The following is a 12,187-nucleotide window of genomic DNA, read 5'->3' as shown; positions in this document are numbered from 1 at the left end:
AAGAAGGGGAGTATTGCAGCAGACAAAACCCCTGATAATGAAAATCCGATAAGGGATTGGATATCTTTATTTTTTTCTAATTCTGTATTTTGAATGAAAGAGTCAGAATATTGCCATTCTAAAAAAATAGATATAGCTAAAATAATAACAATAAATACTGTTGGTGATGCCATTTTATTATAAATTACGGGAAAAGCTTTCCTTGCACACGATATGCAAAGGCCATAAAATAAGGCATCCATTCGAAGATGAGGCATTTTTCTTATAGCATCATCTAGGACTATATTAGGAGTATTTAGTGCACTTAGATACCTAAAGACAGATTCAATTAAAATAAATATAAAAATGAATAACATTATATTTATATATGAATTGTTTAATAGTTTTATTTTAAATTTAAAAATGTATAAAAAAAATGGCATTAAAATATAAGAGAATATTTCGATCGATAGCGTCCAGGCTACGCCGATAAAATAAAGATCATTAGTATACGCTTGAATAAATAGTAAATAACTTAGCGGATATGTATATCCAAATATTATATAAGCAGAGGCTGTCATTATAAAAATAATATGATAGCATGGGAATATTTTTGTTATTCTATCAATTGAATAGTTATAAAGTGATTTAAAGTCGTATTTTTCATAGTCTAATAGCGATCCTCCAATAAGAAAACCGCTTAAGGCAAAAAAACAATCTACAGAATAATTTGCAAGATACGTAACGCGCCATGTAATAGAGTGAATTTGGATAAAAAAATCTTTTGGTATAAATAGTAATATATGCGCAATAAATACAGTTGTGACTGCAAATCCGCGAAGGATGTCAAGACCGATTAATCGTTCTTTTCCCATACTTGTTAATTCATGCCAGTTGTCAGCTTGATAGATCGCATGGGGAGACCCATGATGCCCGCACTGGCGCTGGATGCAACAGAGGTCAGGATCAAAGCATCATGGCGCCATTCATGCTGTATATGCTCTTCCTGCGTGCCCTCGGCGACAGCTATGGCAAATGAATAGTCTCCTGCGGCCAGGACCGGCATGCGAAAGCAGAATGCGGCATAAAAAGGCTCATCTGTGGCCACATGCAGCGGCTGATCCATATAGGACAGATAGGTATTGTCGCCGAATAGTGTCTGCCCCAGCCTGTCCTTGAGATAAAAACCGACGATAGGTCTGTTCAGGGGCCGTCGGGCCCGGCAATCGATACGCAAAGTGACGACTTCGCCCCCAGTGCACCAGCATAGAGGTCTTTTTTGCTGATCCATGAGTACGACCCGCTCGATGCAGGCGCCTCCCTGGCCAAAGGCAGGCGCATCAGGATCGAAGCGGAATACCTGGATATCGTTACGCAGCGTCGACTTATTGAGGAAATCCTGCCTGGCATCGCGAAAATCTTCTTCTTCCGGGCGAAGCACCAGCCCGCGTTTGAAGGCAGACGGAGCTGTTCCGGCAGGTTTTTCTCCCTGGGCAGCCTGAAAGATATCTTCGAGATAGAGCTCTGTGATCTGCTTGGGATCACCGGCACTTTTGATGCGGCCCCGTTCCAGAAAGATGGCGTGGGTGCAGAGGCTGTTGATGGCGGTCACGTCATGGCTGACGAAGAACAGCGTCTTTGTGGCTATGAACTGGCGCAGGAAGCGCATGCATTTTTGTGTGAAGTACGCATCTCCAACGGAAAGGGCCTCGTCTACGATAAGGATATCCGCGTCTACATGGGCAATGACGGCAAACGCCAGGCGCATGACCATGCCGCTGGAGTAGTTGCGTACAGGCTGGTCGATGAAATCGCCGATATCTGCAAAGGCCACGATGTCGTCATAGCGGGCTTGGATCTCCGCATCGCTCAGTCCCAGGATGGCTGCGTTCAGGAACACGTTCTCGCGCCCGGTGAATTCAGGATTGAAGCCACTGCCCAGCTCCAGCAGAGCGGCGACCCGTCCGCACGTCCTGACACTGCCTGTCGTGGGGGCCAGAGTCCCGGCGATGATCTGCAAAAGAGTGCTCTTGCCGGCACCATTGCGTCCCACGATACCGACACATTCTCCTTTACGGATGGTAAGGTCGATATGATGCAGGGCTTCAAAGCTGTGGTAAAAGGTGCGTCTGCCCCGGCACAGCATCTGCAGCAGACGATGGACAGGACGGTCGTAGATCTCGAAAACCTTGCTCACATCCTGCAAGATGATGGCTGCCTCCTGCGAAGGGGCATTTGTCGGCGGATATGGCTGCGGCGTCTGCGGATCAAAGGACATCGGCAAATCCTTTTTTTGTTTTGAGGAACCAACACAGCCCCAGCCGGCAAATGATGAAAGCCAGTCCCATGTTCCAGGCAAAGGTCCCCCAGTCCGGGCAGATACCGAACAGGACTGCGTTGCGGACCTCGTCGACCATGGAGGCCAGCGGATTGAGGGCCAGGATCCAGCGCAGGGAGACCGGCACCATCTCCACAGGATAGAAGATGGGCGTCATGAAAAAGAGTATCTGGATGAGGACTGCCGTCAGATGGGGCATGTCACGCACGTAGACTGTGGAAGCTGCCACGAACAGGGCCACGCCCAGGGCCAGCAGCAGAACAGGCAGCAGGAGCAGGGGCAGGAGCAGCGCGGACAGGTGGAATGATATGCCCAGTGCGGCAGCACCGGCAAAAAGCAGCAGGAACCAGCCCGTCCCCAGGATGATGGCAGAGGACAGATGGATGATGGGCAGTATCTCCAGGGGGAAAACGACTTTTTTTACCAGGTTGGCATTAAGCAGCACGGAAGGGGCCGCGCCATTCACGGTTTCGGAAAAAAGGTTGAATGTCGCCATGCCGCAGAACATGGCCGCGGCGAAACTGCCGGTGCCACTTTCGGGCATACTGCCCCAGCGGGCCTTGAAGATGATCCCGAATACAAAGGTGTAGACGAGCAGCATCATGAGCGGCTGTGCCAGGCTCCAGAACCAGCCGAGGATGGATCCTTTATAACGCAGTGCCAGCTGACGGCGGGTCATATGCAGGATCAGGGACGCATTGCCCGCAAGGATCCTGCTGAGGAGGAATGGATGCCATAAAGGCGGGATGTGCAAGAGCTGCTTCATGACCTTAGTCCTGAAAACGTTCCGGAAGATAATGGGTACTTGGAAAGCAGGTCAGTGAGCGGACCCGGTAACCGCGTCGTGTACAGACCAGCGGCGGGACGCGCTCAAGGGCATGGGCTAGGGTTCCGCCTACGCCTATGGGTTCTTCCGGAAAGTCTTCGAAGCGCAAATCACATTCCAGCAGGGGCTGCAATGCCTGCGGACGGTACCAGAACATGGTCCCGCCGGAGAAAAATTGCTCGTTGCGCGCGTATTCCCCAGGCAGGTCCATGCGGGACATCAACTCAAGAATCATGGAGTATTCTATGTTGGTACTGTAAGGGGGCGTACCTGCGCTTGTCATGCTTTCTTTCAAAGGTTGATAAAATGCCGGGAATACGCAGCCTAGGTATTGATCTTTAGCGAAAGCTGCCAATGTCGCCCACACAGCCTCAGGCTGCAAGAGGTTATCCAGCAGATAGGTGCGCCATGCTATCCCGAAACTAGGTGCATATACGGATTCTTTGGCATGGACATGACAGCACAGGTTATACTTTTGGAGTTCCTGCCCGACGCCTGACAGCCAGGGAGCGACGTCACGTCCCCTGTTGGGGGTCTGCACTATGGTGACAGCATTAGCCAGAGGCAGGACATCCCGATTGAACAATGCCTGAAGATGACTGCGATCCGCAGTCTTCACATGCGTCACGAATACATCGAACGGAACCGGGAATTGCTGCAGATAGCGGGAAAACGCCTGCGCCAGAGCTCCGTTGTAGATATGGATATGCAGGCCTATCCGCGGCAGATCCTGACATACAGGGCAGGAAAGTGAGGCCAAGGGCAGAGCATTGGCTGTGTCGTCGAATCCCGTGGCGGTAAAGACCGTGGCGTGAGCCAGGTGGCTGTCCAGTTTGTCTTCCAACGACAGAAGCCGATCACAATAGACCGGGTCAGGAAAAATGATATCGCGAAGTGCAGCGCGATTGCTCAAAGGCTTTTTCTGGAACCACTGGCGGAATATCTCCAGTGCGCCATCCGCACGGGCACTTGCCAGAAGCGGGCTGTACTGGCCGAATCTGTCGAGTGCGGCCTGGGCATACTCCAGACAGCTTGTATGCGCAGCGTCGAGGGCCTTACGCATGGAAGGGGCCGGCATAAAGATTTCATGGCAGGGATGTCCCTGCTCGTCAAAGTCGACCACTCCGCCGCTGCAAGGGGAGAACATCTCTTCGAGGATGAGATGATATGGTGTATAATTTTCTTTCTGCATAAGGAGGAACGTCTTCGTACTATTTTGTACGTCTGCAGCTTTGTTTGCTGCAGTCTGCCAGCAGTAGAGCTTGTCGAAGGGAGTGCCCGCGATGGTCGATAGCGCTGTGGATATGGATCCGGAATAACCCATGTCAAAAACGAGGAAGCGGTTTGCACCAGACGGGAAGACGGAGGCATAGTATCGCCGCGCCCGCTCCCTGCGGGCTTCCATAAGGTTCGTGAGCGGTCCGCTGATGCGCTCCAGGATGTCAAGACATCTTTGCTGCTGCTTGCAAAACGGGATATTCAGCTCTTCTTTTGTCAGCAGGGCCAGCAGCTGGTCGGCTTCCGAAGAAAAGTGTCCGCGCAGCAAGTCCTCCAGAGTATAGCTGTCCGGATCAGCGGCCAGCTTGCGGGTGCGGGCATATTCGATAAAGGAATCTGCCATGAAGGGGAAATATGCCCGGCGGCCGGCATGGAAATAGACTCCTTCCGGTCCCCCCAGTTTCTCCTGCAGCACGGCATGGACGCGGGAAGGCAGCCAGCCATCGCGAGAAGCGTAATGGACACACGGATAGCCTTCATGCATGGCGATGTCCCGTGCCTTGAGGCACAGGGCGGTCACCAGCGGTCCTAGCGCAAGGCGGGCGATGGCCGCAGTGTCCGGGCAGCGATCCAGCGTTTCGGGTGAATGCTCCGGCCTGGCAAAGATGCGGTCGATGGCCTGCCCCAGCAGCAGGCCCCACAGGGGATCTTGCCGGGCGGTCTCAATCAGTACGGCAGCCATATCTCCGCCGCGTGCGCGCAGCATCTGCCGGACAGAAGGGATATGTACGGCAGCCATGCCTTTGCTCAGCGGGACAGCCACATCGCTGCGGGTGTGGTCCCCCATATGCAGAACATTTGCTGCGTCTACCTGTTCCTTGCGCAGCATGATGTCGAAAAGGGCGCCGGAGTCGCTTTTGCGGGCCTTGTGTTCTGCCGAGACATAGACAGCCTCCACAGCAGCGAAGCCTTTTTCATGCAGGACTTCGAGCAGGAACGAGGAAGGCAGGTACATGTCACTGACAGCAACGATGCGTTTACCGGCGGCCTGGGCTGCGCGGCACAGTTCCAGCATGTCAGGGCGTGGCTGCAGCAAGGTTCGCTCGCACAGCATTTCTTCTTTTTTCAGACGTGCAGCCAGCTCAGGAGAAAGCCCGTGCCTGCGCTGGATATGGGCATAGATATCGTCCAGCGTGGCATAAGGATCCCCCAGCTCTTTTTCCGCATGCCAGCGCAGGGCTACAAAATCCAGATCGAACGCGTCATCGACTTTGGCGGCGACGAGGTGAAAGATGTCGCGCGGGTCATCGACGACCGGACGGGTCAGCAGGGTATCGAATATGTCGAGGCTCAGGACATGTACTGAGGGCGCCTGCACCATACGGACGAGAGATTCCAGGCTCAGGGGCGGCAGGGGAGGGGCTGGCGGCAAGGCACAGGACGGATCGACGGCGGGGACAGCTACGGAGGAGATGCCGAGCTGGCGCTCTACTGGCCGCAGACAGACCCGCAGGGCGGCGCGCACTACAAACTTGAGGTCCTTGCGGTGCACGATCTCGATGCCGGCCCGCATGGGATAGAAGACGAGCAGATTGAACAGCCTGCTGCGTTTTCTGACAAGCTGGGGACCGGCCTTGATGACCTTACCGAAAAAATACCAGGGGCCTAAACGCAGAGAGGAGAACCATTCCCGTCCAAAAACGACGAAGGATGCGGGCAGGAGGAAAAAGGCTGCGATGATGCGATGCAACATGGTGTAGCTCTGTATGGACTTATTCTGTCTGCCTGTCGTGGCAGGACAGACAGGCGCGGATCTTATTTCAGTCCGGGGTTTTCCTGGCCGATGTTGAAGTAGAAACGGGCCCGGGCGCTGTGATAGTCCGCCAGTGCCCGGCTGGCATCCCGTTCGGCCTCTGTCAGACGTACCTGGGCATCCACAAGATCCGTGATGGTACCGATATTGGTCATATAGCGCTTTTGAGACATGGCATAATTTTCCCGGGCGGAATCAACACCGTAGCGTGTCGTGGTGATGAGCTCCCGGGCAGCGTCCATGTCGAGCATGGCCTTGATGACGTCCGTCCTGGCGCCGGCCATGGCGTCCTCATAGTCTTTTTGCAGGGCCCTGGCCCTGTTCCGCTCGGCCAGAGTGTTGAACACGGCGCTGCCGCCACTGAAGATATCCCAGGAAAAGTTGAGGCCGATGGCCCAGTAGCTGCGGGTATAGTCATTATACCGCCTGTCGTTATAATCTTTGCTGAAGCGGGTATCCTCGTAGCTGGCATCCACTCTGGGGGCGAATTCCCCCATGGCGATATGGGTGTCCTTGTAAGCTACAGCCACGCTTTTCTGAGCGACGATCAGGTCCGGGCGGCTATAGAGTGCCGTTTTTATGGCCTGGTCTTCCGTGTAGGAGACGACACCATGAAAATCCTGCAGCCTGCCGGCATAGGTGATGCGCTCATGGGGTGAAAATCCCAGATAGCGGTTGAGCTGTACTTCGGCATTACGGATATCGTTTTTGCAGCGGATGACTTCCTGCTGGGCACGAGAAAGCTCCACCCGGTTCTGCAGCACGTTGGCGTACGGAGCCATGTCCACCCTTACGAAGGCCTCGGAAGCCTCCAGCTGTTTCCGGATGCGTTTGACCGACTCTTCAGCAGTCGCAAGATCTTCACGGGCTTGCAGCAGGGCCAGGAACTGCAATTGCACATTGGTGATAAGCTCCAGACGTGCCTGCCGGTGCCGGGCTTTTTCCACATCCACTTGCAGCAGGGATTTCTGCACGTTGTTCAGGTGGGCGAAGCCGGCAAAGAGAGAAAGTGTCAGCCGCCAGCCCTGGGACCAGCTTTTGCTGCTCAGGTCATCACTGCTGTAGGTCTGGACTTCCGAGCGGTTCTGAAGCTCGTTGTAAGAAGCTACGATCGATACACGCGGCCAGAAATAGCTCTGGGCCACGCCGACGTTCATGCGTGCCTGTTCCAGTATCAGCAGCTTGGACTGGATGGTGGGATTGACGTCCAGTGCGCGGCTGACTGCCTGCTCCATGGTGAAGCTGGCTGCCCGGACATTGCCGGAATAGAGGCAAACAAAGACGGCCAGCAGAATAAAACAGCGTTTCATTCGATCTCCTGTATCGGTACAGAGCGGTCAACGTTCGTTTACTTCAAGGATGCAGAGAATGTCGTGCTCGTCTTCGAGTGCAAGGACCCGGTCATGGACGCTCCAGTGACGGGTCTTGTCCAATACGCTGGCCAGGGCCTCCATACCCAGGGCCATGAGCATCTCCCTGTCCTCTGGCCGCAGGGCAAAGCCCAGTTCCCGTGCCTGTGCCGCATAGGGCACCTGCAGGAAAATCCCCCGGGCGGAAGCGTCCATGATACCTGTGGCAGGAGACGAGGGAGCAAAGCTGCAGGACAGCGTACTTCCATCCTCAAGCCCCAGACGCCAGTGTTTTTTGCCGACGGCAGCATGAAAGTCGGGAGCAGCATCGCTGCCGGGCAAACGGGTGGAGCTGGCACGTACGCTGATGATCCTGAGCGTGTCACGATGCATCTGGCAGTCCGCTTCAATGAATACCGGGAGCGGCCTCTGAAGCAGTTCTTGCAGCGCGGGGGAATCCTCCAAAGCAAAATCCAGCCCGGATCCTCCTTCATGCAGGATGGGCACCCCTTCACGGCTTTCCAGCACGCCCATGACCTGTACAGGAGCGCTGTCAGGGGCATCGAGGTAAAAGCGTACCCCCAGGCTGGGGCGCCCGCCTTTCAGAGGCATGTCTGCATACAGGGTCCGGGCCCGTCCCAGGTTCAGCAGGCGCGACAGGCCATAATGGTTATGCAGCAACAGCATGCCTCCCTGCCGTATCGGCAGCCAGCGCCCGTTACTCTTTCGCCGTAATTCCGGTTCGCCCCGCATCATGATGGTCTCCGACAGTTCGAAGAAATGGCGATCCAGCAGCCGCAGACGGGCTGTATAGGAAAGGTCGTCGTTCTTGCAGACAGCACTGTAGACCTGTCCGGCCTGCAGGCGGGGAAAGGAAGCCGCCACGGCCTGCCCCGTCAGCAGCAGGAGCAGACAGGCGATGAAAAAAAAGCCTGTCCCTGAGCCTGCGGGCAGAGGTGCTCCCCGTGTATCGTCCGGGCAGGGGCGTAGCCGTATCCGGCGCGGGTGCCATAGAGAAAAACACATGGCAGCCTCACTCCCGCAGGGCACGGTCCCAGCTTTTGAGCAGGGGCTCGAACATGTAGTAGAGCACGGTACGCTTTTTGGTGGTGATGAACACCGTGGCCGGCATGCCGGGAGAAAGATAGAGCTGGGCCTCCTTCAGGGCCTGCGGATCGATGACCACATAACAAAGGTAGTAGGGCATGGTCCCGGCGGAAGTTTTATCCTCCAGACGGTCGGCCGAGATATAGGTCACTTTGGCCGGGATATGGGGGATGATGCGGGTATCGAAGGCATCCAGCTGCACCAGGGCGTCCTGACCGATATAGACTTCAGTGATCTTGTTGATGGGCACCTGGGTCTCCACGATAAGCGGGGTATCGTGGGGCACGATGTCCATCAGGGGCTCGCCCGGGCGGACCACACCGCCACGGGAATGGACCTTGAGGTCGACCACCTTGCCGCTGACGGGCGCCTTGACCTGCAGGCGCTTTTTGGCGTCGCGCAGGGGACGGATACGTTCACGGGTCTGGATGATGTCGTTCTCCAGTTTCCCGGCTTCACTGGTGGCCTCTTCCACAAAGCGGTTGCGCAGGTCTTCCATGCGCAGGCGCAATTCGGCATCCCGCTGTTTGGTTTCGGCGATGGCCTGGCGCAGTCGTCCCCGCTCGCCCATGTGGCTGGCCAAATTGCGTTCCAGCTCCAGGATCTGGGATTTTTCCAGATAGCGTTCCTTGTAAAGCTGGCGTTTGGCCCGCAGCTCTTCATTGAGGGTACCGATGATGGTGGTCTCGGCCCTGACCTGGTCCTCAAAACCGCTTACCTGGGCCTGCAGCTGGGCTATCTGGGTCTCCAGCAGGGAAAGCTGGCCGCGCAGGGCTTCCCGACGGGCCAGAAAGATCTTCTGCTCATTGTCCAGCACGTCAGTGCTGTTCACCACATGGGCGAGTTCCACCAGGCCATCGGGCCAGACAAGATCATCTTTGAAAGACTTTTCGGCCAGGGCACGGGAATGCGCAGCCCACTGGGCTACCAGCTGTTTTTGCAGCATGTTTTCCGAGGCATCCACCTGCACTGATTCCAGCTCCACCAGCACCTGGCCCTCTGCCACCTCCTGTCCTTCCCGCACCAGGATGGCGTCCACGATGCCGCCTTCCAGATGCTGGACGGTCTTGCGCTCGCTTTCCACCTTGATCTTGCCGGGGGCGACCACGGCACCGCTTATCTCGCCCCAGAAGGCCCAGGCGCCAAGTACGCCAAAGAAGAGCAGGATCACTGCCATCCCCTGGCGTATGATGCTGCGGGGATCTTCTATGGCGCTGTTTTTCCTGCTGCCGGGGGCCTGATCTTCACTGTGGCCGGTGCCGGCCGTGCCGGCCGGGACTTTTACCGGGGCGATGCGGGCGATGGTGCGCCCTGTGGTCTCCAGGGGCGTATTCTCTTTGGGGGACGTATCAGGCATTGCCGCCGGCCTCCTGCGTTTTTTGCAGGGCTTCCTGCTGTTTCTGCAATGCCTGTTGCTGGCGGGCTATCTTTTCCTGCTGCATGCGGGCCTGAGCGGCCTGTTCCTGCTGGTGGCGCATGGCGGCAAGCTTTTCCAGCACGGCCTGGCGGGGGCCGGAAAGGGCTATCTGTCCTTCCTGCATGACGATGATGTTGTCCACGATATTGAGGATGCTGGGCTTGTGGGTGACCAGCACCACGGTGGCCTTACGCTGCTTGAGGTTCAGCACGGCGCGGGCCAGCTGCTGCTCGCCCTCTTCGTCCAGGTTGGAATTGGGCTCGTCCAGCACCACAAGGCGGGGATCGCCGTACAGGGCGCGGGCCAGCCCGATGCGCTGGCGCTGGCCGCCGGAAAGGGCCGCGCCGTGTTCGCCTATCTGGGTGTCGTAGCCTTTGGGCAGGCCCAGCACCATACTGTGGACGCCGGCCATCTGCGCGGCAGCGATGACCTTCTGGCTGTCCACGTCACCCATGCGGGCGATGTTCTCGGCCACAGATCCTGCAAAAAGTTCCACATCCTGCGGCAGATAGCCGATGTAGGGGCCCAGTTTTTCTGAATCCCAGCTGTGGATGTCGGCACGGTCGATGCGCACCTTGCCGGCCGTAGGTGCCCAGATGCTGAGCAGCAGCTTGCACAGGGTGGATTTGCCGGCAGCACTGGGGCCGATGATGGCCAGGCTCTGCCCGGCAGGCAGGCGGAACGAGACGCCCCGGACGAGGGGACGGCCGTTGATGGTCAGGAAAAGATTTTCGGCCGTCAGCTCGCCGGCAGGGGCGGGCAGATCCATGGAAGGGGGGGCCGGAGGAGTATCCAGCAGCTCTTTCAGATGGTTGTAGGAACTGCGGGCGTCAAGCGATTGCTTGTAGGTGGCCATGGCCTGGTCGATGGGAGCCAGTGCCCGGCCCATGACGATGGAGGCCGCGATCATGACACCGGCCGTGGACTCGTGCATGACGGTCAGGTAGGCGCCCACGGCATAGATGGCTACCTGCAGGCCGGTCCGCAGGGATTTGCTCACGGCCCGCAACAGACCCGCCTTGTGGCTGGCGCGGGTCTGCAGGCCGATGACCGCGTCATTGAGCCTGCGCCAGCGCGCGGTCACATGACCAACCATGCCCATGGCGCGCACGATGCTGGCGTTGCGCAGGGCCGCACCGGTGAATCCGGCAGCCGTGGCGTTGAGGCGGGTGGCATTCTCCAGCCGGGTACGGGTCAGGCGCTCCGTAAGGACGCCGAGGATGAAGACGATGATCCCGCCCCCGACGGCCACCCAGCCCAGGGCCGGATGCAGCACGAAGATCAGGGCAAAGTAGATGGGCATCCACGGCAGGTCAAAAAAGGCAAAAACAGCATTGCCGCCCAGAAAGTTGCGCAGCTGCTGCACGTCGCGCAGGTTGCCCTGACCGGCTGAGCCGCCCGGGGCTGCGGCCGCGTGCTTGAGGTTCATGCCGAGCACGGTGGCGCTGAGCATGTTGTCGAAGGCGATGCCCGCACGCACCAGAAGACGGGAGCGTATCCACTCCAGCAGGGCCAGCACGACAAGGCAGATGACGGCGGCAAGGGTGATGACGGCGAGTGTGGAAAGATTGTAGCTGGTCAGGACCTTGTCATAGACCTGCAGCATGTAGATGGAGAAAGTCAGTTGCAGGATGTTGACGAACATGCTGAAAAAAAAGGCATATCCGAAAAAATACCTGCACGAGCGCAAAAATTCTTGCATGTGGGGGCATATCCGGCGTTAGTGCCGCCCCCTTGGGGAAGGACGCCTGTTGGCAGCGTGGGGACCATGGATATCTGGCAGAAATGTCCCCGGGCGACGGTTTGCAGGGGGCACTATACGCACGAAGCCCTTTCTTGTCCAGAAGGCAAACCAACACCAAAAAGACCACAAGAAAAAATACTTGCGGCCGCAACAAAATCATGGCAACAAAAAAATTAAAAAAAGTTAAAGTGTTAAGTCTTTTTACCGCCTCCTTGAGCAGGTTGCCGGAGTATCCCGGAGCGTGCAAACCGTCGGGCCTGTCTGCCAGAACAGGCTGTGTCTCAGCAGGGTACACCCCATTGAGACAACCATAATGTGTTGACTCAATTATCCTGCATTGCGAACGATTGTCAATCTTTTTTATGCATTTTTAAATAATAGTGGCAATTCGATTAG

The 12,187-nt window shown here is 56.5% G+C and carries 8 protein-coding genes; all 8 read right to left on the bottom strand.

The genetic code is table 11. The annotated features are described in order from the left end of the window. Positions 1-854: acyltransferase family protein (locus ACQRCJ_RS10980; protein WP_427799807.1), on the bottom strand; the 854-nt coding region annotated here is incomplete at its 3' end. Positions 855-859: 5 nt separating this feature from the next. Continuing rightward, a complete protein-coding gene (locus ACQRCJ_RS10975) occupies positions 860-2,338 on the bottom strand; it encodes an ABC transporter ATP-binding protein (protein ID WP_427799806.1) in 1,479 nt (492 codons plus the stop codon). After that, positions 2,247-2,996, bottom strand: a complete 750-nt coding sequence (locus ACQRCJ_RS10970) for an ABC transporter permease (protein WP_427799805.1) — start codon at positions 2,994-2,996, stop codon at positions 2,247-2,249. The genes ACQRCJ_RS10975 and ACQRCJ_RS10970 overlap by 92 nt, the downstream gene beginning before the upstream one ends. Positions 2,997-3,087: 91 nt before the next feature. After that, positions 3,088-6,114, bottom strand: coding sequence for a rhamnan synthesis F family protein (locus ACQRCJ_RS10965; protein ID WP_427799804.1), 3,027 nt, complete (start codon positions 6,112-6,114; stop codon positions 3,088-3,090). A 62-nt stretch (positions 6,115-6,176) separates the two neighbouring features. After that, positions 6,177-7,484 (bottom strand): TolC family protein, encoded by a 1,308-nt coding sequence (locus ACQRCJ_RS10960; RefSeq protein ID WP_427799803.1) that lies wholly within the window; start codon positions 7,482-7,484, stop codon positions 6,177-6,179. Positions 7,485-7,511: 27 nt separating this feature from the next. Continuing rightward, complete coding sequence (locus tag ACQRCJ_RS10955; protein WP_427799802.1) at positions 7,512-8,408, bottom strand: hypothetical protein; 897 nt, start codon at positions 8,406-8,408, stop codon at positions 7,512-7,514. A gap of 148 nt (positions 8,409-8,556) precedes the next feature. Next, complete coding sequence (locus ACQRCJ_RS10950) at positions 8,557-9,987, bottom strand: HlyD family type I secretion periplasmic adaptor subunit (RefSeq protein WP_303930925.1); 1,431 nt, start codon at positions 9,985-9,987, stop codon at positions 8,557-8,559. Continuing rightward, on the bottom strand, positions 9,980-11,749 hold the full coding sequence (locus tag ACQRCJ_RS10945) for a type I secretion system permease/ATPase (protein WP_427799801.1): 1,770 nt from the start codon (positions 11,747-11,749) through the stop codon (positions 9,980-9,982). Before ACQRCJ_RS10945 ends, ACQRCJ_RS10950 begins: the two co-directional genes overlap by 8 nt. Between the last annotated feature and the right edge of the window lie 438 nt (positions 11,750-12,187).

The sequence above is a fragment of the Desulfovibrio sp. SGI.102 genome, from assembly GCF_050314315.1.
Taxonomy (GTDB): Bacteria; Desulfobacterota; Desulfovibrionia; order Desulfovibrionales; family Desulfovibrionaceae; genus Desulfovibrio.
This window is presented reverse-complemented; position numbering and strand designations above follow the sequence as displayed.

Bases quoted from the DNA above. Each gene is read 5' to 3' on its own strand.
- ACQRCJ_RS10970 (WP_427799805.1), bottom strand. From the start codon at position 2,996: ATGACCCGCCGTCAGCTGGCACTGCGTTATAAAGGATCCATCCTCGGC.
- ACQRCJ_RS10965 (WP_427799804.1), bottom strand. From the start codon at position 6,114: ATGTTGCATCGCATCATCGCAGCCTTTTTCCTCCTGCCCGCATCCTTC.
- ACQRCJ_RS10960 (WP_427799803.1), bottom strand. From the start codon at position 7,484: ATGAAACGCTGTTTTATTCTGCTGGCCGTCTTTGTTTGCCTCTATTCC.
- ACQRCJ_RS10950 (WP_303930925.1), bottom strand. From the start codon at position 9,987: ATGCCTGATACGTCCCCCAAAGAGAATACGCCCCTGGAGACCACAGGG.
- ACQRCJ_RS10945 (WP_427799801.1), bottom strand. From the start codon at position 11,749: ATGCAAGAATTTTTGCGCTCGTGCAGGTATTTTTTCGGATATGCCTTT.